The sequence below is a fragment of the Ewingella allii genome (genome assembly GCF_044430645.1).
Taxonomy (GTDB): Bacteria; Pseudomonadota; Gammaproteobacteria; order Enterobacterales; family Enterobacteriaceae; genus Ewingella; species Ewingella allii.
On the sequence record NZ_JAWUDN010000005.1, the window covers coordinates 235057 to 255235 of the forward strand.

Here is a 20179-nt window from a genome sequence, read left to right on the forward strand (position 1 = left end):
CCCTAATTCTGTTTTTTATGTGACGTACGGGTGTCAACAAAGGCCATGAGCAGGCCAAGCACCAGACCGAAAACGTGCGCGGCATTGGCGATAGCCAGCCCCATCACGTTGAAATAGCCCAGCACCAACCAGGCAATGGAAAATACCATTAGTCCGCGTGGCAGAGAAATACCGCGTTCCGGTTTTAACTCGCCGGTCAGCCAGACATACCCCATCAGGGCATATACTACGCCGGATAAGCCGCCAAACCAGATCCCGCTGAAAAGTGACTGTCCCCAGCCGCTGACCAGTGCCGAAACCAGGGTAATAGTGAACAGTTTGCCAGTGCCCAAACGCTTTTCCACCGGGCCGCCGAGGTACCACCACCACAGTAGATTAAACAGAATATGCAGCAGGGAGAAGTGCAGCAGCGCCGGGCTGAACCAGCGCCAAATCTCCAGATATTGGCTGCTGTTCATCGGCCATGCCAGCGTGCGCATGACATTTTCGTCGCCATAAATCTGTTGCAGAATATAGACCGCGATGCACAAGAATATCATCACCATGGTCAGCGGGCCTGCCTGACTGCGAATGCGCTGCCAGTAGGAGTAATGCTGATAGCTGAGGTTAGCGCCGGTGTTGCCGGTCTGCCAGCTGGCCGCCTGATAGCGCGGATGCAGCGGGTCTTCTAGAAAGAGGGCTAATTGCTGCTCGACTTCCGGTAGCCGGGCTTCATCTTCCAGCCAGATCTGCACTTCCTGACTTTCATTTTTGACCTGCAGTTTTATCCCTTGAGTTGCCATGTAATCGACAAAGGCCAGCGCCAGGCGGGGGTTGTTCAGGCTGAGAATGCGCACCATATTATTCAGCTGGTCCTGTAGTAGTTTGATTTTTAAAAGACATTTGTAGGGTAAACCTTTTCTGCCAGCGTTTAGAGAGTCGATTATAACCACTTCAGGGAAGAGCGGGGCTCAAAAACAGCGTCAGAAGAGAGATGCAGCACAAGAATAGTCAGAGAAGAGGGGGAGGAAGTGCGTCAGTAAAGAATGGCAGACGCCAGTTGCATGGGGTGTCTGCCAGAGAAACATACGCTTTAGCTACGTTGCGAATCGGGTAGTTCGTTATTTTTCACGACTTCCTGAGCTCGGGTATAGCTTTCAATCAACAACTGATACGGCGGGAATACGGCACTGTAAGCTTCCGCCCACTCCAGAGCATCAGGACGGTTCCAGGTTCTCTGAATTTCAGAGCAGACGCCTGCGGTATCGATAGGGATCACACCGGCCTGAACCACGCGGGCAAGGGTGATTTCCTGCGCCATCTTTGAATAAGTCCCAGAAGCGTCAATCACAGCAAAGACTTTATAGCCTTCATACACTGCCGAAATGCTTGGGAAAGCCATACATACGCTGGTAATGGTACCAGCAATGATGAGCGTTCCCCGGCCCGTAGCTTTTACCGCTGAGACAAAATCGGCATTATCCCAAGCATTAATTTCACCTTTACGTGCAACATACTGCGCATGCGGAGCGTATTTGTGGATTTCCGGAATGAGCGGCCCGTTTGGCCCCTGTGGTACTGAAGCCGTGGTGATCACCGGGATTTTAGCCAGAGTGGCTACTTTTGCCAGTGTCGTGGCATTAGCACGCAATTCAGTCATCGGCATGTCTTTGACGGTCTGAAATAGCCCGCTTTGGTGGTCGATTAACAGCATGACAGCATCATCAGGATCGATGACGGGTTTCGTTCCGTTGAAATTAGCAATGTTATTAGGAATAGTCATGGCGTTCTCCTAAATGTTATTAACTATTTGTTTTGAGTCAGTTTGCTGTAGCTGGTCATCAGGTTGCGATAATCAGGAATGTGGTTGGAGAACAGCGCGCCCAGCCCTTCCACATCGTTACGCCAGTCGCGGTGTAGCTCACAGGCCACGCCGAACCAGGTCATCAGCTGTGCGCCCGCATTGGACATGCGATCCCATGCCGAATGGCGAGTCATTTCATTGAAAGTGCCGGAAGCATCGGTGACCACGAAGACCTCGAAGCCTTCCTCAATGGCGGACAGCGCCGGGAAGGCCACGCACACTTCGGTGACTACGCCGGCGATCAGCAGCTGTTTCTTGCCCGTGGCTTTGATGGCTTTGACGAAATCCTCGTTATCCCACGCATTAATCTGCCCAGGGCGCGCGATGTAAGGCGCATCCGGGAACTGGCTTTTCAGTTCAGGAACCAGCGGGCCGTTTGGACCCTCTTCAAAACTGGTGGTTAAGATGGTTGGCAGCTTGAAGTAGCTGGCGATATCGGCCAAGGCCAGCACGTTATTTTTGAATTTATCTGGGTCGATATCGCGCACCAGAGAGAGCAAACCGGTTTGGTGATCGACTAACAGCACGGCGACATCATCTTTGTTCAAACGTTTGTAAGCTACGGTCATGGGGTACTCCTTTGAGGTAAAAATGCCCGAGGGCGTTAAGCCAACCTGAGACGTGGCGCCAGCATTCGGCTGCCAGCGCCCGTCACCGGGTTAGGAATGCATCTGACCAAATCGGCCACTGTTGAAATCGTCGATAGCCTCTCTGATCTCTTCCTGCGTGTTCATGACGAAGGGTCCGTGGCCCACGATTGGCTCATCAATAGGCTCGCCGCTGAGCAGCAAGAACACCGCGTCGGTATTGGCTTCCAGCTCAATGCTGCTGCCCTGCGGGTCGAACTGCACCAACTGCGCTTCGCGTACCACGTCATTGCCGTTGATGAGCAAGGTGCCGTGCAGCATCACCAGCATCAGGGTTCTGCCTGCTGGAATATCGAAACGCGCCTTGCCGTTTTGCGTCATGCGCACGTCCCATACGTCCAGCGGCGAAAAGGTATGCGCCGGGCCGCGTTGGCCGTCGAATTCCCCGGCAATCACCCGCAGATACCCGGCGTTATCCGGCAAATTAACCGCCGGAATGTGTTTGTCGGTCAGCGTCTGGTAGCCGGGCTTGGTCATTTTGTCTTTGGCGGGCAAATTGACCCACAGCTGCACCATTTCCAGCCCACCGCCCTGGCGGGAGAAGGCTTCGGAATGGAACTCTTCGTGCAAAATGCCCGAACCGGCGGTCATCCACTGTACGTCGCCAGGGCCGATAACGCCGCCCGCACCGGTGGAGTCGCGATGTTGCACTTCACCTTGATAGACGATGGTGACCGTCTCAAAGCCACGGTGCGGGTGCTGCCCGACGCCGCGCGGTTGGCCATCGTTTGGGGTGAACTGCGCCGGGCCCGCATAGTCGAGCAGCAGGAACGGACTGACATGCTTGCCGTGGCTGCCATAACTGAACATCGAACGGACCGGGAAGCCATCGCCAACCCAGTGCTGACGCGGTGCGCTATAAATGCCGAGGATTTTCTTCATCATCATCTCCAGTCAAAAAAGGGGGCCAAAACAACATCGCTCTGGCTGATGGAATAATGATAGATGTGCAACGATATGCCCGGTAGATGCTAAAATTGCCATCAGTGTTCTATCAGTAGAACGATATGGAGAGCGCGATGCGCGACTTGAACGATCTCTATTACTTTGTCGAAGTGGTGAATCATCGAGGTTTCTCGCCGGCCGGGCGCGCCTTGGGTATGCCGAAATCCAAACTCAGCCGCCGCATTGCGCTACTAGAGGAGAGGCTGGGGACGCGGCTCATTCAGCGCTCCACGCGGCGCTTTACCGTGACCGAGGTGGGGCAGGTTTATTACCAGCACTGCCGCGCAATGCTGATTGAGGCCGAGGCGGCGGACGAAGCTATTGCACTGCGCTACGCCGAACCGCGCGGCGTGGTGCGAGTCACCTGCCCCGTGGCGCTTCTAGAAGCGCGAGTGGCGGAGATGCTGGCAGAATTTATGGTCGAATATCCGCTGGTGGATGTGCATTTGGAAGCTACCAATCGGCGAGTTGACGTGGTGGGTGAAGGCATTGACATAGCGATCCGAGTTCGGCCGCCGCCGCTGGAAGACAGTGATCTGGTGATGCGCGTATTGGCGGACCGTGGGCAGTGCTTGGTCGCCAGTCCTAAGCTACTGGAAAAACAGGGGGTGCCTCTGATCCCCGCCGCTCTGATCGGCTGGCCGAGCCTGGATTTGGGCGTGCCGCAAAACGATCACGTTTGGACGCTGAATGGGCCGGACGGCGAGCAGGCGGCGATTCGCCATCAGCCGCGTTTGGTCACGCGCAGTATGCCCGCATTACGGGCTGCGGCGGTGGCAGGCGTGGGGATTGTGCAGTTGCCGACGATGATGCTCACTGAGCAGATTGCCCGAGGGGAGCTGATACAGGTGTTGCAGGGCTGGCAGCCGCGACGCGAAATCATCCATGCGGTTTTCGCGTCACGACGAGGACTTTTGCCTTCAGTCAGGGCTCTGCTCGACCTGCTGGCCGAGCGTTTTTCGAACCTGAAAGAAGACTAAAGCCTGTTACAGACCTTCGAGCGCCTGCTCAAGGTCTGCCACCAGATCTTCCACATCTTCGATACCAATGCTGATGCGAACCAAGCCGTCAGTGATGCCGCTCAATCGACGAACTTCTGGCGATACCGCGCTGTGGGTGGTGGTCGCCGGATGACATGCTAAGGAGTCGGTATCGCCGACAGAAACCGCCTGAGTGATCAGCGTCAGCTTGTCGAGGAAGGTGCGTGCCGCTTCGCGGCCGCCGCGCAGTTCAATCGCCATGATGCCGCCAAACAGCTTCATCTGGCGAGCCGCAATCTCATGGCCCGGATGGCTTTTCAGCCCCGGATAGAACACCTGCGACACCGCCGGATGGGCGTGCAGCACTTCAGCAATGTGCGCCGCGCCCACGGAGCTGGCTTCGACACGCAGTGGCAATGTTTTCAAACCACGGGTCAATAAAGCGGCTTCGAACGGGCTTAAACAGCCGCCGAACTGCTTTAGACACAGCACGCGGATTGGGTCGATCAGCGCTTTGCTACCCACCACGATACCGCCGGTGGCGTCGCCGTGACCGCTGATATATTTGGTGGCGGAGTGCAGGGATATGTCGATCCCCATATCTAACGGACGGGTCAGGTAAGGGGTGGCGAAGGTGTTATCCACCACGCTGACAGCACCAGCCTGCTTGGCGATACGGGCAATTTCTGCAATATCGGCAATACCCAAAACGGGGTTGGCTGGGGTTTCCACAAACACCATTTTGGTCTGCGGCGTCAGGGCGGCTTGCAGATCTTTGGTGTCCGCCACGTAAATCGGTTTGATGCCGTAGCGCGGCAGCAGGTTGCGGATCACTCCCTCGGTGCCGCCATACAGCGTACCCACGTGGATGATCTCATCGCCCGGCGACAGCAGGGCAAACAGCACGGCGCTGATGGCCGCCATGCCGCTGGCACAGGCCACGGCACTTTCGCCGCCTTCCAGCGCCGCCATTTTCTGCTCAACAACCGCCACGGTTGGGTTTGCGAAACGGCTATAGGAGTAGCCCGGCTCTTCGCCGCTGAAGCGACGCGCGCCGCTGTCAAAGTCATCGTAAGAGAAAGATGAGGTCGCGGTGATTGGCGTGGTGATCGCGCCAGTTAAAGGGTCAGGCTGTTGACCCGCGTGCACGGCAAGCGTACGCATACCCAATTGGCGGGTGTTTTCCAGATGTTTCATCTTCATATCCTGTAAAAATCAGGGATAAATTATATCAATACTTACAAGCAGTAGCTGTTTTCGCTTAAGAACATTTGGCACTCAGGACCAAACCAAACGATATATCCCCGCAGCCAACCTATGGAAAGCCGCAGCCATGTTGGCAGCGGCTTAAACTGGGGGAATATTTGGGGTGGCCGACGACTAAGCCGAATGGGGAAGCAGGGGAGATTAGGCTTCTACATCCTGAGGGAAAGTGTTTGACCAGGCTTCGAAACCGCCGTCGATGCTGTAGACCGATTCAAAACCCTGAGTCAGCAGGTACTGAGCTGCGCCACGGCTGCTAATGCCGTGATAGCACATCACCATCACTGGGGTTTTGGTGTCGGCGCGTTCCATAAACGCCAGCATGCTTTCATTGCTGAGGTGGAATGCGCCCGGAGCATGGGCCGCGCCAAAGCTTTGCGGGTCGCGGATATCTACCATGACCGCGTCGCCCTGTTTCAGGCGGGTGTGCGCTTGTTCAACGCTGATCGATTCAAATTGTTCCATTCTGGCGAGCCTCAATAATCAGTTATCGACATATTCTACCTAATTATTTGCTCACCAAGACCAGACAAACCACAGGGTTAAGACTTAAACCAGAATCACTCTCACGCCTTTTTGACGCAATTGTTCAAGGATTTCAACGTCCGCCTCCTTGCCAGTGATCAGCACATCGATTTGCTCGGTGCGGCTAAATAGCATTCCCGCGCGCTGACCGACCTTGCTGCTATCAACCAGCACCGCCAGCTTGCCGACGTAATTGAGCATTTTCTGTTCGGCCATGGCGGTCAGCATGTCGGTTTTGTACAGGCCATCGGTGGTCAGGCCCGCGCCGCTGGTGAACATCCAGTGTCCGGCGTACAGGCTGGCATCGCCGTCCTGTGGTGCGAGGGTGATGGACTGACTCTTGTTGTACTGCCCGCCCATGATGACCACGCTGTCGTGCTCTTGCTCAATCAGGTAGTTAGCCAGCGGCAGATAGTTGGTGATCACCTGAATATCTTTGCCACACATTTCGCGGCCCAGCAGAAATGCCGTCGAGCCACAGTTGATCACTACACTTTCACCCGGTTCGCAGAGCTGCGCTGCCGCCTGAGCGATGCGTTTTTTCTCATCGAGATTGTGGGTCTGGTGGATATTGAGCGGCGTCCAGTTCTCCCGTGGCGAACTGACGGCTTCGGCACCGTTGCGAACTTTGCGCAATTTCCCCAGCTCATTGAGTTTGGTGATATCACGGCGCGCGGTGGCCGGAGAAATATCGAAGCTGTCGATCACATCGGAGACAGAGATCTGGCCCTTGCGTTGTAAAAGGTTAAGGATCGCGTTGTGACGTTGGGGTTCAGTCATGATTGCTCCGCAAGGGAAATGATTATTGCGTGATTATAATCGAGTGATTCAATCATTCATACACCCTTAGTTTTGTTACACCTCTTTGGTGGAAAAGGCAGGGAGGTCGCCCCTGCCTGTATCCAATATGATTAAAGGAATGATTTGAAAGGTAAATCTGTTTCAGAAGTGAAGCAGTCATCGAAGCCACGCGGGTAGTGGTATTCGAAATTATCTTTATCATTTGGATAAGTAAATTTGCCGCCAACCTGCCAAATAAATGGCTTAAAGTCATATTTCAGTCGGTCTTTTTTCATATTCCACAGCATGCGGATTTCTTGCGGGTCAGCCTGGAAGTTTGACCAGATATCATGGTGGAAAGGGATAACTACCTGAGTTTTAAGAGATTCTGCCATGCGCAAAATATCAACGCTGGTCATTTTATCCGTTACGCCACGCGGGTTTTCGCCATAAGAGCCGAGCGCTACGTCCACCTGATGCTCATTGCCATGTTTGGCGAAATAGTTGGAATAGTGGGAGTCGCCGCTATGGTACAGATTGCCGCCTGGCGTTTTGAACAGGTAGTTCACCGCGCGTTTGTCCATCATATCTGGCAGTACGCCTTCGGCTTTTTGGTCGGCTGGCAGCGTGATTAAAACGGTACGGTCGAAAGAGTCCAGTGCATGAATTTCCACATCTTTGATTTTCACCACTTTGCCCGGGGTCATCACGATGCAGCGTTCAGCCGGTACGCCCCAGCTCATCCAGAGATCCACGCAGGTTTGCGGGCCGATAAACGGCACGTCTGATGAGCAATTCTGCATGACGGCGGCGGCGACGTTAACGTCAATGTGATCGTTATGATCGTGGGTAGAGAGCACGGCGTCGATCTCTCTAATAGCAAAGGGATCAAGCACAAATGGCGTGGTGCGCAGGTTAGGCTGGAGCTTTTTCACCCCCGCCATACGCTGCATCTGATGGCCGGTTTTCATCAGCGGGCTGCTGTGGTTTTGCTTGCCCACGCCGCACCATAAATCGACGCAAATATTCGCCCCACCCTCTGATTTCAACCAGATACCCGTACAGCCCAGCCACCACATAGCAAATGTACCCGGCGCGACGCGCTCTTGCTCAATCTCTTCATTAAGCCAGGTTCCCCACTCTGGGAAAGTATTCAGTATCCACGACTCGCGGGTAATGCTTTGAACTTTACTCATGGTTTGACCCTCTTCATGACACCAATGTGTCGATATTTTTAGTCTGAATGATTTTTGGTGATTACATATGATTGCTATGCGCCGAACTTAGCACCAATAAATCATCGATACAAGATGGGTTTTGAGAGTTTATCTGTTAGTCCAGCCAACCTTTGAGCTTGAAAGCCAAGAGTTAACTGACTGAGGTGATTGCTGGTTATTGTTATATCTTTATGAATTTAAAGCTTTAAATGTAATTTTTGTTTTATCGTGGATATTCTTGAAGCGGATATCTTGCGAGGAGTATCACAAATAATCATCTTCAATCTTTTAATGATTTATTGTGAGCGTTACTGTGCATCCGTCCTTACAGTATTTGTGACTATCGCTTTGCCTGATCTTCTCAAAGCGTGTCTCTCGAAGGTTAACGGAGAGTCTTATGGAATTCCTCTACACCGTATTCACCGTATTTTTTAATCAAGTCATGACCAATGCCCCGCTGCTGCTGGGTATTGTCACCATGCTAGGCTACATCCTGCTTAGGAAAAGCGTGAGTGTCGTCATCAAGGGCACCATCAAAACCATCATCGGTTTTATGTTGCTACAGGCCGGCTCGGGGATTTTGACCAGCACGTTCAAACCCGTGGTTGCCAAGCTTTCTGAAGTGTATGGCATTAATGGCGCCATTTCTGACACCTACGCCTCAATGATGGCAACGGTCGAAAGAATGGGGGAAGCCTACAGCTGGGTGGGGTATGCCGTACTGATCGCCCTGGCTCTCAACATTCTGTATGTCGTTTTCCGCCGTATTACGGGCATTCGCACCATCATGCTGACCGGCCACATAATGTTCCAGCAGGCCGGGCTTATCGCCGTGTTCTTCTTTGTGATGGGCTACCCGATGTGGACCACCATTTGGGCGACGGCGTTTCTGGTCTCGCTCTACTGGGGCATTACCTCCAACATGATGTACAAACCCACTCAGGCCGTGACTGAAAACAGCGGCTTCTCGATTGGGCACCAGCAGCAGTTTGCTTCATGGATTGCGTATAAAATCGCCCCGTATCTGGGTAAAAAAGAAGACAGCGTCGAGAACCTCAAGCTGCCGGGCTGGTTGAATATCTTCCATGACAATATCGTCTCGACGGCCATCGTGATGACGATTTTCTTCGGCATTATCCTCTGCTCGTTTGGGCTTGATACCTTGCAACTGATGGCCGGTAAAACCCACTGGACTATCTATATCCTGCAAACGGGCCTGATGTTTGCGGTCGCTATTTTCATCATTATTCAGGGCGTGCGCATGTTCGTCGCTGAATTAACCGAAGCCTTTAACGGCATCTCCCAACGCTTAATTCCCGGTGCGGTTTTAGCTATCGACTGCGCGGCGATTTACAGCTTCGCGCCGAACGCCGTGGTCTGGGGCTTTATGTGGGGCACCATCGGGCAACTGATCGCCGTGGGCATTCTGTTCGCACTCGGTTCTTCCATCATGATCATTCCCGGCTTTATTCCAATGTTCTTTTCCAACGCCACCATTGGCGTGTTTGCCAACCACTTTGGCGGCTGGCGCGCGGCGCTCAAAATCTGTCTGGTGATGGGCATGCTGGAGATCTTCGGCTGCGTCTGGGCTATCAAGCTGACAGGCCTGAGTGCCTGGATGGGCATGGCCGACTGGTCGATTCTGGCACCACCGCTGATGCAGGGCTTCTTCAGTATCGGCATGGCCTTTATGGGCGTCATCGTCGTCATCGCGCTGCTTTATATGTACTTCGCAGGTCGCAGCCTGCGTGCCGAAGAAGATGCTGAAAAACAGGCGCTTAGCCAGCCTGCTTCTCACTAAGTCACTCACTCTTATTTATCTATTTCACATTGACCGGAGATTTTCACATGACAGTACGAATTCTAGCGGTATGCGGTTGCGGGCAAGGCAGTTCAATGATCATGAAAATGAAAATTGGCCAGTTTCTCACTCAAGAGGGTGTTGATCACACCATGAACAGCTGCGCAGTAGGTGAATACAAATCTGAACTCGGCGGGGCAGATATCATCGTGGCTTCAACCCACGTGGCGGATGAAATCACCGTGAGCGGCAATAAATACGTCGTTGGCGTACGCAATATGCTTTCTGCGGCAGATTTTGGCCCGAAAGTGATGGAAGTGATTAACGCGCACTTCGCCAGCGATCTGAAGAAGTAAGGATAACGCCATGAAATTACGCGATTCTCTGGCTGAAAATGACTCTATTCGCCTGAATGCCGAGGCTGAAACCTGGCAGGAGGCGGTGAAAATCGGGGTGGATATGCTGGTAGCGGCGGGCGTGGTTGAACCGCGCTACTACCAGGCGATCCTCGATGGCGTCGAGCGCTTCGGTCCTTATTTCGTGATTGCTCCCGGTCTGGCGATGCCACACGGCCGCCCGGAAGAGGGGGTGCTCAAAACGGGGTTTGCGCTGGTCACTTTGAAAAAACCTTTGGTCTTCAACCATGAAGATAACGACCCGGTAGACATCCTCATCACCCTGGCGGCGGTCGATGCCAATGCCCATCAAGAGGTGGGCATCATGCAGGTGGTGAACCTGTTTGAAGATGAAGAGAACTTTGATCGCTTGCGCGCCTGTACCACGGCTCAGCAAGTGCTGGATTTAATAGATAAAACCTCAGCAGCTTCTGACGCTGCGTTGACTGACTAAACGTAAAGGGAACATAGCATGTCTAAAACATTACCGATGTTGCAGGTTGCGCTTGATAATCAGTCGATGGACGACGCCTACAAAACCACGCGCCTGATAGCTAATGAAGTTGACATTATCGAAGTGGGTACCATTTTGTGCGTGGCGGAAGGGGTTCGCGCCGTCCGCGATTTAAAAGCACTGTATCCAGAAAAGATCGTTTTAGCCGATGCCAAAATTGCTGACGCAGGGAAAATTTTGTCGCGCATGTGCTTTGAAGCCAATGCCGATTGGGTGACGGTTATCTGCTGTGCTGACATCAACACCACCAAGGGCGCGCTGGAAGTCGCTAAAGAGTTTGGCGGCGATGTGCAGATTGAATTGACAGGCTACTGGACGTGGGAACAGGCTCAGGAGTGGCGCGCTGCCGGTATTCAGCAAGTGGTATATCACCGCAGCCGCGACGCACAGGCCGCCGGCGTAGCCTGGAGCGATGCCGATATTACGGCAATTCAACGCCTGTCCAGCATGGGCTTTAAAGTCACCATCACCGGTGGTCTGGCGCTGGAAGATCTGCCGCTGTTTAAAGATATCCCGGTGCACGTCTTTATCGCTGGTCGCAGTATTCGTGATGCGAAAGACCCGGTAGAAGCCGCTCGCCAGTTCAAAAAATCAATCAGCCAGCTTTGGGGCTAAGGACAGCGCAATGATGCACAAAGCCGTTCCACTCGGTATTTATGAAAAGGCCCTGCCTGCGGGGGAAGACTGGTTCGCGCGCCTGCAAATGGCTAAAGAGCTGGGCTTTGATTTCGTCGAAATGTCGGTCGATGAAAGCGATCACCGATTGGCGCGGCTGGACTGGAGCCGCGAACAGCGGATGGCGGTGGTGGATGCCGTTGCCCGTACCGGTGTTCGTATTCCCTCCATGTGCCTCAGTGCGCATCGCCGCTTTCCTCTTGGGTCTGAAGATGATGCCACCCGCGCGCAGGGGCTAGAGGTCATGCGCAAAGCCATCGTGCTGGCGCAAGACCTTGGTATTCGGGTTATTCAGCTTGCGGGCTATGACGTCTATTACCAAGATGCCAATGACCATACGCGTGAGCGTTTTCGCGCCGGTCTGAAGGAAGCCGTTGAGATGGCAAGTCGTGCGCAGGTCACGCTGGCGATGGAAATCATGGATTACCCGCTGATGAACTCCATCAGCAAAGCTTTGGGCTATGCCCATTACCTCAATAACCCGTGGTTCCAGCTCTATCCAGACATCGGCAACTTATCAGCATGGGATAACGACGTGCAAATGGAACTGGCGAGTGGCGCAGGGCATATCGTGGCGGTACATGTCAAAGATACCCAGCAGGGCGTGTTTAAAAATGTGCCTTTTGGCCAAGGAGTGGTGGAGTTCGAACGCTGCTTTAAAACGCTGCTCGACACGGGCTATTGCGGTCCCTATTTGATTGAAATGTGGAGTGAAACCGCTGCTGACCCAGTCAAAGAGGTGCGCGAAGCCCGCGCATGGGTGGTGGATAAAATGCACAAAGCCGGACTAAAAGTGGAGGCCACTGTATGTTAGAGCAACTGAAAAGACAGGTTTTCGAAGCCAATATGGCGCTGCCTGCGCGGGGTTTAGTCACCTTTACCTGGGGCAATGTGAGTGGCATCGATCGGACCTCTGGCCTGATGGTTATCAAACCCAGCGGCGTAGAGTATGAGGTGATGAGCGCCGACGATATGGTGGTGGTTAATATGTTGGGCGACGTAGTCGAAGGGCATCTGAAACCCTCTTCTGACACGGCAACCCATTTGGCGCTCTATGCCCGTTACCCCGAGCTGGGCGGCATTGTTCACACACACTCGACCTATGCGACGTCATGGGCGCAGGCCAACGCGCCGATCCCAGCGTTGGGCACCACCCATGCCGACTACTTCGCGGGTGCTATTCCCTGCACCCGGCCGCTGAGTAGGACCGAAGTGAAGGGCGAATATGAACTGGAAACGGGCCATGTGATTGCTGAAACGCTGGGAGATGCTGACCCCTTGCACATGCCGGGCATTCTGGTGTCACAGCATGGCCCATTCTGTTGGGGAACTACCCCTGAAATGGCAGTGCATAATGCGGTGGTGCTGGAAGAAGTGGCAAAAATGGCGTGGATAACCGGTACTCTGAACCGGCAATTACCGCCGATGGATGACTATCTTTTGAACAAGCATTTCACTCGCAAACACGGTCCTGAAGCTTATTACGGCCAGAAATAAGGCTACCAAATCTCTTCGGGCCGTAATATTTACCAACAAATCCCTAAGCTTATCGCCCACGTGCGATGAGCTTTTTTGCCTTATTGGGTTTATACCTATAGTTGATCCCAGATCACAGATTTCGCTTTCATGCAGAACAGACTTCTTCTCCCCTAGCGTAACGAAAAGGAAAGAGCTGCCTTATGACCAAGCCCACTCTCAAGCAGGACGTTTTTTTGGCGGCGCTAACCCGCCAATGGCAAGCCTTCGGGCTCACTTCCGCCAAGGACATGACTTTACATCAATGGTGGCATGCCGTTAGCGCCGCCGTCGCCGAACAGCTTCCCCCCCAAAACGACACCGTCCCAGCTAGCAAAAAGCGCCAGAAGATCACTCGCCATGTGAACTACATTTCCATGGAGTTTCTGGTGGGCCGTTTGACGGGGAACAACCTGATTAACCTGGGTTGGTTCGACACCGTCGCTGACGTGCTGAAGCAGTTTGATATTAATCTCAGCGACTTGCTGGAAGAGGAAATTGACCCTGCTCTGGGCAACGGGGGCTTGGGGCGACTGGCCGCTTGCTACCTCGACGCCATGGCTTCGGTTGGTCAGCCTGCGATTGGCTATGGGCTGAACTATCAATATGGTTTGTTCCGCCAACGCTTTGTCGAAGGGCAGCAGAAAGAGTCGCCGGACGACTGGCATCGCAACCAATATCCGTGGTTCCGCCACAACAGTTCGCTGGCCGTCAGCGTGGGTATCGGCGGGAAAATCGTCAAGAACGATGCCGGCGTTAGCCGCTGGGAGCCGGAGTTTACCCTGCGTGGCGAAGCCTGGGACTTGCCGGTGATTGGCTATCGCAACGGCGTCACCCAGCCGCTGCGCCTGTGGGAAGCCACCCACCCGCACCCCTTTGATTTGGAAAAATTCAACGACGGTGAGTTTCTTAAAGCCGAGCAACAGGGCATTGATGCCGCCAAACTGACCAAAGTGCTGTACCCCAATGACAACCATCAGGCCGGCAAACGCCTGCGCCTGATGCAGCAATATTTCCAGTGCGCCTGCTCGGTGGCCGATATTCTGCGCCGCCACCACTTCCTTGGGCGGAAAATTGCCGAACTGCCGGACTATGAGGTGGTTCAGCTTAACGACACTCATCCAACTATTGCTATCCCCGAAATGCTGCGGGTGCTGCTCGATGAGCACCAGCTTAGCTGGGATGATGCCTGGCACATCACCAGCCGCACCTTTGCCTATACCAACCACACTCTGATGCCAGAAGCGTTAGAAACCTGGGATGAAAAGCTGGTGCGCAGCCTGCTGCCGCGACACTTCCAGATCATCAAACAGATCAACGCCAACTTTAAAAAAGTGGTTAATAAACAGTGGCCGGGCGATGAAGAAGTGTGGGCGAAACTGGCGGTTCATCATGACAAGCAGGTGCGCATGGCGAATCTGTGCGTAGTGGCGGGGTTCGCCGTCAACGGCGTCGCCGCGCTGCATTCTGATTTAGTGGTGAAAGACCTGTTCCCCGAGTATCACCAGCTATGGCCGGAAAAATTCCACAATGTCACCAACGGCATCACGCCGCGCCGCTGGATTAAACAGTGTAATCCGGCGCTTTCGGCGCTGATCGATAAGCGTCTTGAGACGGACGCGTGGGTGACCGATCTCAGCTTGCTAAAGCAGCTGGAAAGCGGCGTAAAAGACAAAAAATTCTGCAAAGAGTACCGCAAGATAAAGCATGACAATAAAGTGCGTCTTGCCGAGTACGTCTGGCAGCGGCTGGGGATCAAACTCAATCCGAACGCCATCTTTGACGTGCAGATTAAGCGCCTGCATGAGTACAAACGCCAGCATCTGAATCTGCTGCACATCTTGTCGCTGTATAAGCAAATTCGCGAGAATCCAAAACTGGATATCGTCCCCCGCGTCTTCCTGTTTGGCGCGAAAGCCGCTCCCGGCTACTATTTGGCGAAAAACATCATCTATGCCATCAATCAGGTTGCCGAGGCGATCAACAACGATCCGATCGTTGGCGATCGCCTGAAAGTGGTGTTCATCCCTGACTATTCTGTGTCGGTGGCGGAGTTGATGATCCCGGCCGCCGATGTCTCAGAGCAGATTTCCACCGCCGGTAAAGAGGCGTCGGGCACCGGCAACATGAAGCTGGCGCTCAACGGCGCGCTGACGATCGGCACGCTGGACGGGGCCAACGTGGAGATTGCCGAGCAGGTGGGGGATGAGAATATCTTTATCTTTGGTCTGGACGTTGATGGCGTTAAGGCGCTGCAAAAGAAAGGCTACAAACCACAGAGCGTGGTGAAAAAGGATAAACATCTCAAAACCATTCTGGATGAACTCGCCAACGGATTCTTCACCAAGGGGGACAAACATGCCTTTGATTTGATGCTCAATAGCTTCAAAGACGGCGGCGACCCTTATCTGGTGCTGGCCGATTTTGCTGCCTATTGCGAGGCACAGAAAAACGTCGATGCGCTTTACCGCGACGCCGACGAGTGGACCCGCCGCGCTATTCTCAACACGGCTCGCGTCGGCATGTTTAGCGCCGACCGCTCGATTCACGATTATCAGCAACGCATCTGGCAGGCTAAACGGTAGGAGCAGGAATGGAGGGCAAGCAACTCGAACACGCTGCGCAGCAGGCAGGAATTTTAGACAGTTTTATGAATATGCAGGATGAGGTGCAGTCAGTTTCTGATGAAACTAAGCAGGCGCTGCTCTCCGCTATGGGACGCGCCGAGCCGGATCTTGGCTCGGCGTCGCCACTGCCCGCCGTGCTGGTGTTTCATGAGCACCAGCCGGTGGAGTTAGCACCGCAATATTCGTTAGATTTGCACTGGCAGCTAACCTTGGAAAATGGCGATGTTTCCTCCGGGGAGCGTGTCGCCAAGCAGCCGCTAAGCTTGCCGAACAACCTGCCGACGGGGTATCACCAGCTAACCCTCAGCCACGGCAACAAACAGTGGAGCTGCCGCATCATTATTGCGCCGCGCCGCTGTTACGAGCCGCAGGCCTTACTCAAGGGTGAGAAGCTGTGGGGGGCGACCGTGCAGCTTTACACCCTCAGGTCAGAGAAGAACTGGGGCGTGGGGGATTTCGGCGACCTCAAGCAGATGCTAGAGCAGGTCGCCCAGCGCGGCGGGGCATTTATTGGCCTCAACCCGATTCATGCGCTCTATCCGGCCAACCCGCTTAGCGCCAGCCCCTACAGCCCATCGTCGCGGCGCTGGCTGAACGTCACTTATATTGATGTTAGCCAAGTGCCTGAATTTATTGAAAGCGAAGAAGCCCAGAGCTGGTGGAGAGAACCGGAAACCCGCGATGCACTGCATCAGGCGCGCAGCCGGGAATATGTCGACTATGCGCAAGTGATGAAGCTGAAATTTGACGGGCTAAAACTGGCGTGGAAGACCTTTGTCGACACGCCGGAGGCCAGTCAGCGCAAGCGTGACTTTCGCAGTTTTGTTCATTTGGGCGGCGAGAGTCTGTATCAGCTTGCTGTTTTCGACGCCCTGCATATTCATCTGCGAGATTTGGACTCGGGCCTGTGGGGCTGGCCGGTGTGGCCGGAAACCTATCGCGACATTAACAGCCCCGACGTGGTGGCTTTTCGCGAGCGCTACGCCGAGGAAGTGGAGTTCTATTTATGGCTGCAATGGTTAGCCCACGAGCAATTTTCTGACTGTTATGAAACCAGCGTTGAGCTGGGGATGCCCATTGGTTTATACCGCGATTTGGCCGTTGGCGTGGCCGAGGGCGGGGCTGAAACCTGGTCTGACCCCAACCTCTACTGTTTACGGGCGACGGTCGGCGCGCCGCCGGACCTGCTCGGGCCGCAGGGGCAGAACTGGGGGCTTCCGCCGATAGATCCCCACGTAATGCAAGATCGCGCCTATCAGCCATTTATCGATTTACTGCGCGCCAATATGTCGCAGTGCGGCGCGCTGCGCATCGATCACGTGATGGGGCTGCTGCGGCTGTGGTGGATCCCCGCCCACGAACATGCGGCGAAAGGGGCTTATGTGCGTTATCCCCTGCAAGACCTGCTCGGCGTACTGGCCTTAGAAAGCCAGCGCCACCGGTGCATGGTGATTGGCGAAGATTTGGGTATCGTGCCGCAAGAGATTGTCGCCAGCCTGCGCGACAGCGGCGTTTACTCCTACAAAGTGCTCTATTTCGAGCAGGAGAAAAACGGCGCTTATCGCGCGCCGGGAGAGTACATCACGCAGGCGATGGCCACGATAACCACGCATGATTTACCGACTCTGCGCGGCTATTGGGAAGGGGGCGATCTCACGCTCGGTGAGAAGCTGGGGATTTACCCGGATGCCAGCGTGCTGGCGCGGCTGCGCGCCGAGCGGGAAACCAATAAGCAGAACCTGCTGGATGCGCTGCATCGTCAGGGCTGCGTAGCGAAAAGCGTCGGAAAACAGGCCAGCCGGATGTCGATGACCCCAGCCTTAAATCGCGGGTTGCAGCGATACCTGGCGGGCAGCGCCAGCGCCTTACTGGGCCTGCAACCTGAAGATTGGCTGGACATGGCGACGCCGGTCAACGTGCCGGGCACCAATACGGAATACCCCAACTGGCAGCGCAAACTGACTCACAGTCTCGAGGAGATGTTTAGCGACGAGTGGGTCAATCGGCTGATAAAGGATTTGGACCGAAGACGCAAAAGGGCATGAAAAAAGGGTTCAGCTTAGCTGAACCCTTCTGTTTTCTAGCCTTGGCAAGCTGTTCTATTAGTAGAACGAGTGCTCGCCGCGCTGGTGTTCGGTCAGGTCACGAACGCCTTTCAGCTCTGGGAAGTTTTCCAGCAGTTCTTTCTCGATGCCGTCTTTCAGGGTGACATCAATCATTGAACAGCCGTTACAGCCGCCGCCGAATTGCAGAACCGCGATGCCGTCATCGGTGATTTCCATCAGAGAGACGCGGCCGCCGTGGCTGGCAAGCTGTGGGTTGATACGAGATTGCAGTTGATATTCAACGCGTTCCATCAGCGGCGCGTCGTCAGAAACTTTACGCATTTTCGCGTTAGGGGCTTTCAGCGTGAGCTGTGAGCCAAGCTGGTCGGTAACAAAGTCGATTTCAGCATCAGCCAGATAAGGCTTGCTCAGCTCGTCGATGTAAGCGGACAGCTTTTCGAATTTCAATTCAGTATCCGTTGCTTCCACCGCGTCAGGTGGGCAGTAGGACACACCGCACTCCGCGGTCGGCGTACCGGGGTTGATCACGAATACGCGGATCTGGGTGCCTTCTTCTTGGCTTGCCAACAGTTTGGCAAAGTGCGCTTGGGCAGCATCGGTAATAAGAATCATAACATTGGCTCAATAGTTGACTACTCCAGTTGGTTATAATACGCCCTTTACTTAGCCGACTACAAGGTGCGACAAACGCACCAAATCTGTAGCGAGGCAATCCCCTGATTTCTCAGTAACTTACTGATTTCACATAATGTGCTCCCCGTTGTAACAACATCATCAAGCAGCGCAACATGCTTGCCGTGGAAGTTTTCGCGGCAAATAAAGGCTCGGCGTAGATTCATTTTTCGTGCTGATTCGGAAAGCCGTTGCTGCGGCGGCGTGGCGCGAATTCGCTGCAAAGCATAGGGGTGAAATTGGCATTGCAACCAGTGAGCCAGCGGCGCGGCCAGCAATTCGCTCTGGTTATAGCCACGTCCAAAGTAGCGTCGGCGATGCAAAGGCACGCTGAGCAAAATATCCGGGCGAACCAACTCGCCGGCCCGAAACCGCGCCAGCCAGCGAAACAGCAGCAGCCTGGCGAGCGGCATGGCCAGCTCGGGTTGTTTGGCGAATTTCAAACGCATCACTAAGCCGCTGAGTGGCGCAATATAGTCACTCACTTGCACCAAGGCGTCCCACGGCGGCGGCTTGCGCAGGCAGCGCCCGCAGTTGAGCTTGGGGTGACTGCTGGATAGGCCGCAGCGCGGGCAGCAGGGCGGCGGCACGGGGAGATATTTGACGCAGACGCTACAGATGCCGTGCCGCGCAAGATGCAGCGGCTGTTGGCATAGCCAGCACTGCGCCTGAATTGTTATCCTTAACATCACTTTTCCCTCAGTGGATTTCGAAACCCAACGGACATTACCCTATGAATAAGCTCTACTGGCAGACCTTTGGTGAAGGCGATCTCGATCTTGTGCTGCTTCATGGATGGGGGCTGAATGCGGAAGTCTGGCGTTACACCGCCGAGCGACTCGCGCCGCATTTTCGGCTGCACCTGGTGGACCTGCCGGGCTATGGCCGCAGTGAAAGTTTTGGGGCAATGAGTATTGAGGAGATGGCCGACACCGTGCTGGCCGCCGCGCCAGAAAAAGCCGTGTGGCTAGGCTGGTCGCTGGGCGGGCTGGTCGCCAGCCAGATTGCCCTCAGTGCGCCAGCGCGCGTCGAAAAGCTGATCACCGTGGCCTCTTCCCCCTGTTTTGCCGCCCACGACGAGTGGCCGGGGATTAAGTCTGAAGTGCTGCACGGTTTCCAGCACCAGCTGAGTGAGGATTTCCAGCGCACGGTGGAGCGTTTTCTGGCCCTGCAAACGCTGGGCAGCGACAGCGCCCGTCAGGATGCCCGCATGTTGAAGTCGGTTGTGCTGGGCCAGCCGATGCCGTCGGTAGAGGTGCTAAATGGTGGATTAGAGATTTTGCGTCAGGTGGATTTGCGTCAGGCTATGTGCCAACTCAGCGTGCCGATGCTACGAATTTATGGCGCGCTTGACGGGCTGGTGCCGCGCAAAATTGTGCCGTTATTGGATGCCCTGTGGCCGGAAAGCGAGTCGCATATCATTGAAAAATCGGCCCATGCGCCTTTTATTTCTCATCCAGAAGCCTTTTGTGAGCAGATAAAGCAGTTCGCTGTCACACATTGAAATTTCATGTAAATATTTTATACATTTCTACTGGATATTTTTTGGGCGTGACTAATACTTAGGCAGATAATACCGAACAGTGATTGTCGGGCCAGCCTATGGCTCGGTGACATCACGCCGCGTTTCTGGGGAATTTTGGTGTCAGGCCAGGAAGGTTACGCCAGCGCGGGTTTCATCGTCGGTATTGTCATGGGAGCTTTATCAAAATAA

The 20179-nt window shown here is 54.4% G+C and carries 20 protein-coding genes; 10 read left to right on the forward strand and 10 right to left on the reverse strand.

All coding sequences use genetic code 11. The features are described from left to right. Window positions 1-2: 2 nt before the first annotated feature. The 4 genes from glpG to SBO83_RS13470 all read right to left on the reverse strand — a co-directional run bounded on the left by glpG (window position 3) and on the right by SBO83_RS13470 (window position 3372). Window positions 3-839 (reverse strand): rhomboid family intramembrane serine protease GlpG, encoded by an 837-nt coding sequence (gene glpG, locus SBO83_RS13455; protein ID WP_396131856.1) that lies wholly within the window; start codon window positions 837-839, stop codon window positions 3-5. A 233-nt stretch (window positions 840-1072) separates the two neighbouring features. Then, a complete protein-coding gene (locus SBO83_RS13460) occupies window positions 1073-1762 on the reverse strand; it encodes an isochorismatase family protein (RefSeq protein WP_396131857.1) in 690 nt (229 codons plus the stop codon). A 23-nt stretch (window positions 1763-1785) separates the two neighbouring features. Next, window positions 1786-2412 (reverse strand): isochorismate family cysteine hydrolase YcaC, encoded by a 627-nt coding sequence (ycaC, locus tag SBO83_RS13465; RefSeq protein WP_396131858.1) that lies wholly within the window; start codon window positions 2410-2412, stop codon window positions 1786-1788. Between the two features lie 90 nt (window positions 2413-2502). Next, on the reverse strand, window positions 2503-3372 hold the full coding sequence (locus tag SBO83_RS13470; RefSeq protein WP_396131925.1) for a pirin family protein: 870 nt from the start codon (window positions 3370-3372) through the stop codon (window positions 2503-2505). A gap of 137 nt (window positions 3373-3509) precedes the next feature. Between SBO83_RS13470 and SBO83_RS13475 the strand changes: the two genes are divergently transcribed. After that, a complete protein-coding gene (locus tag SBO83_RS13475; protein WP_396131859.1) occupies window positions 3510-4415 on the forward strand; it encodes a LysR family transcriptional regulator in 906 nt (301 codons plus the stop codon). Window positions 4416-4421: 6 nt separating this feature from the next. Here SBO83_RS13475 and SBO83_RS13480 read toward each other — a convergent pair whose 3' ends face one another. From SBO83_RS13480 to ulaG, 4 genes are all read right to left on the reverse strand, one after another. Continuing rightward, window positions 4422-5612 (reverse strand): aminotransferase class I/II-fold pyridoxal phosphate-dependent enzyme, encoded by a 1191-nt coding sequence (locus tag SBO83_RS13480; RefSeq protein WP_396131860.1) that lies wholly within the window; start codon window positions 5610-5612, stop codon window positions 4422-4424. Window positions 5613-5822: 210 nt separating this feature from the next. Then, window positions 5823-6143 carry a thiosulfate sulfurtransferase GlpE gene (gene glpE / locus SBO83_RS13485; protein WP_034793888.1) on the reverse strand — a complete coding sequence of 107 codons (321 nt, stop codon included), beginning with the start codon at window positions 6141-6143 and terminating at the stop codon, window positions 5823-5825. An 84-nt stretch (window positions 6144-6227) separates the two neighbouring features. Continuing rightward, the gene (ulaR, locus tag SBO83_RS13490; protein WP_396131861.1) at window positions 6228-6983 is read right to left on the reverse strand and encodes an HTH-type transcriptional regulator UlaR; all 756 of its coding nucleotides are present in this window, start codon (window positions 6981-6983) and stop codon (window positions 6228-6230) included. 131 nt (window positions 6984-7114) lie between these two features. Further along, a complete protein-coding gene (gene ulaG, locus SBO83_RS13495; RefSeq protein WP_353503623.1) occupies window positions 7115-8179 on the reverse strand; it encodes an L-ascorbate 6-phosphate lactonase in 1065 nt (354 codons plus the stop codon). Between the two features lie 418 nt (window positions 8180-8597). On the opposite strand from ulaG, the gene ulaA reads away from it, so the two are divergent. The 8 genes from ulaA to malQ all read left to right on the forward strand — a co-directional run bounded on the left by ulaA (window position 8598) and on the right by malQ (window position 17772). After that, window positions 8598-10001, forward strand: a complete 1404-nt coding sequence (ulaA, locus tag SBO83_RS13500) for a PTS ascorbate transporter subunit IIC (protein WP_353503622.1) — start codon at window positions 8598-8600, stop codon at window positions 9999-10001. Between the two features lie 47 nt (window positions 10002-10048). Then, window positions 10049-10357 (forward strand): PTS ascorbate transporter subunit IIB, encoded by a 309-nt coding sequence (gene ulaB / locus SBO83_RS13505; RefSeq protein ID WP_353503621.1) that lies wholly within the window; start codon window positions 10049-10051, stop codon window positions 10355-10357. Between the two features lie 10 nt (window positions 10358-10367). After that, window positions 10368-10850, forward strand: a complete 483-nt coding sequence (gene ulaC, locus SBO83_RS13510) for a PTS ascorbate transporter subunit IIA (RefSeq protein WP_396131862.1) — start codon at window positions 10368-10370, stop codon at window positions 10848-10850. Window positions 10851-10868: 18 nt separating this feature from the next. Next, window positions 10869-11525: a 3-keto-L-gulonate-6-phosphate decarboxylase UlaD gene (locus SBO83_RS13515; protein WP_034793873.1), complete on the forward strand. Its 657-nt coding sequence runs from the start codon at window positions 10869-10871 to the stop codon at window positions 11523-11525. Between the two features lie 10 nt (window positions 11526-11535). Then, window positions 11536-12399: an L-ribulose-5-phosphate 3-epimerase gene (locus SBO83_RS13520; RefSeq protein ID WP_396131863.1), complete on the forward strand. Its 864-nt coding sequence runs from the start codon at window positions 11536-11538 to the stop codon at window positions 12397-12399. Beyond that, entirely contained in the window at window positions 12393-13082 is a 690-nt protein-coding gene (locus SBO83_RS13525; protein ID WP_396131864.1) for an L-ribulose-5-phosphate 4-epimerase, read from the forward strand. The genes SBO83_RS13520 and SBO83_RS13525 overlap by 7 nt, the downstream gene beginning before the upstream one ends. A gap of 182 nt (window positions 13083-13264) precedes the next feature. Then, window positions 13265-15685: a maltodextrin phosphorylase gene (malP, locus tag SBO83_RS13530; protein WP_396131865.1), complete on the forward strand. Its 2421-nt coding sequence runs from the start codon at window positions 13265-13267 to the stop codon at window positions 15683-15685. Window positions 15686-15693: 8 nt separating this feature from the next. After that, window positions 15694-17772 (forward strand): 4-alpha-glucanotransferase, encoded by a 2079-nt coding sequence (gene malQ, locus SBO83_RS13535; RefSeq protein ID WP_396131866.1) that lies wholly within the window; start codon window positions 15694-15696, stop codon window positions 17770-17772. Window positions 17773-17829: 57 nt separating this feature from the next. Here the strand turns inward: malQ and nfuA are convergent, their stop codons facing one another. Further along, on the reverse strand, window positions 17830-18405 hold the full coding sequence (gene nfuA / locus SBO83_RS13540) for a Fe-S biogenesis protein NfuA (protein ID WP_353503616.1): 576 nt from the start codon (window positions 18403-18405) through the stop codon (window positions 17830-17832). A gap of 59 nt (window positions 18406-18464) precedes the next feature. After that, complete coding sequence (gene gntX, locus SBO83_RS13545) at window positions 18465-19154, reverse strand: DNA utilization protein GntX (RefSeq protein ID WP_396131867.1); 690 nt, start codon at window positions 19152-19154, stop codon at window positions 18465-18467. 44 nt (window positions 19155-19198) lie between these two features. Here gntX and bioH point away from each other — a divergent pair, with 44 nt between their 5' ends. Next, window positions 19199-19969, forward strand: a complete 771-nt coding sequence (bioH, locus tag SBO83_RS13550; RefSeq protein WP_396131868.1) for a pimeloyl-ACP methyl ester esterase BioH — start codon at window positions 19199-19201, stop codon at window positions 19967-19969. Window positions 19970-20179: the final 210 nt, after the last annotated feature.

Excerpts from the sequence above, each read along its gene's own strand:
- glpG (WP_396131856.1), bottom strand. The coding sequence starts at position 839 with ATGGTGCGCATTCTCAGCCTGAACAACCCCCGCCTGGCGCTGGCCTTT.
- SBO83_RS13460 (WP_396131857.1), bottom strand. The coding sequence starts at position 1,762 with ATGACTATTCCTAATAACATTGCTAATTTCAACGGAACGAAACCCGTC.
- ycaC (WP_396131858.1), bottom strand. The coding sequence starts at position 2,412 with ATGACCGTAGCTTACAAACGTTTGAACAAAGATGATGTCGCCGTGCTG.
- SBO83_RS13470 (WP_396131925.1), bottom strand. The coding sequence starts at position 3,372 with ATGAAGAAAATCCTCGGCATTTATAGCGCACCGCGTCAGCACTGGGTT.
- SBO83_RS13475 (WP_396131859.1), top strand. The coding sequence starts at position 3,510 with ATGCGCGACTTGAACGATCTCTATTACTTTGTCGAAGTGGTGAATCAT.
- SBO83_RS13480 (WP_396131860.1), bottom strand. The coding sequence starts at position 5,612 with ATGAAACATCTGGAAAACACCCGCCAATTGGGTATGCGTACGCTTGCC.
- glpE (WP_034793888.1), bottom strand. The coding sequence starts at position 6,143 with ATGGAACAATTTGAATCGATCAGCGTTGAACAAGCGCACACCCGCCTG.
- ulaR (WP_396131861.1), bottom strand. The coding sequence starts at position 6,983 with ATGACTGAACCCCAACGTCACAACGCGATCCTTAACCTTTTACAACGC.
- ulaG (WP_353503623.1), bottom strand. The coding sequence starts at position 8,179 with ATGAGTAAAGTTCAAAGCATTACCCGCGAGTCGTGGATACTGAATACT.
- ulaA (WP_353503622.1), top strand. The coding sequence starts at position 8,598 with ATGGAATTCCTCTACACCGTATTCACCGTATTTTTTAATCAAGTCATG.
- ulaB (WP_353503621.1), top strand. The coding sequence starts at position 10,049 with ATGACAGTACGAATTCTAGCGGTATGCGGTTGCGGGCAAGGCAGTTCA.
- ulaC (WP_396131862.1), top strand. The coding sequence starts at position 10,368 with ATGAAATTACGCGATTCTCTGGCTGAAAATGACTCTATTCGCCTGAAT.
- SBO83_RS13515 (WP_034793873.1), top strand. The coding sequence starts at position 10,869 with ATGTCTAAAACATTACCGATGTTGCAGGTTGCGCTTGATAATCAGTCG.
- SBO83_RS13520 (WP_396131863.1), top strand. The coding sequence starts at position 11,536 with ATGATGCACAAAGCCGTTCCACTCGGTATTTATGAAAAGGCCCTGCCT.
- SBO83_RS13525 (WP_396131864.1), top strand. The coding sequence starts at position 12,393 with ATGTTAGAGCAACTGAAAAGACAGGTTTTCGAAGCCAATATGGCGCTG.
- malP (WP_396131865.1), top strand. The coding sequence starts at position 13,265 with ATGACCAAGCCCACTCTCAAGCAGGACGTTTTTTTGGCGGCGCTAACC.
- malQ (WP_396131866.1), top strand. The coding sequence starts at position 15,694 with ATGGAGGGCAAGCAACTCGAACACGCTGCGCAGCAGGCAGGAATTTTA.
- nfuA (WP_353503616.1), bottom strand. The coding sequence starts at position 18,405 with ATGATTCTTATTACCGATGCTGCCCAAGCGCACTTTGCCAAACTGTTG.
- gntX (WP_396131867.1), bottom strand. The coding sequence starts at position 19,154 with ATGTTAAGGATAACAATTCAGGCGCAGTGCTGGCTATGCCAACAGCCG.
- bioH (WP_396131868.1), top strand. The coding sequence starts at position 19,199 with ATGAATAAGCTCTACTGGCAGACCTTTGGTGAAGGCGATCTCGATCTT.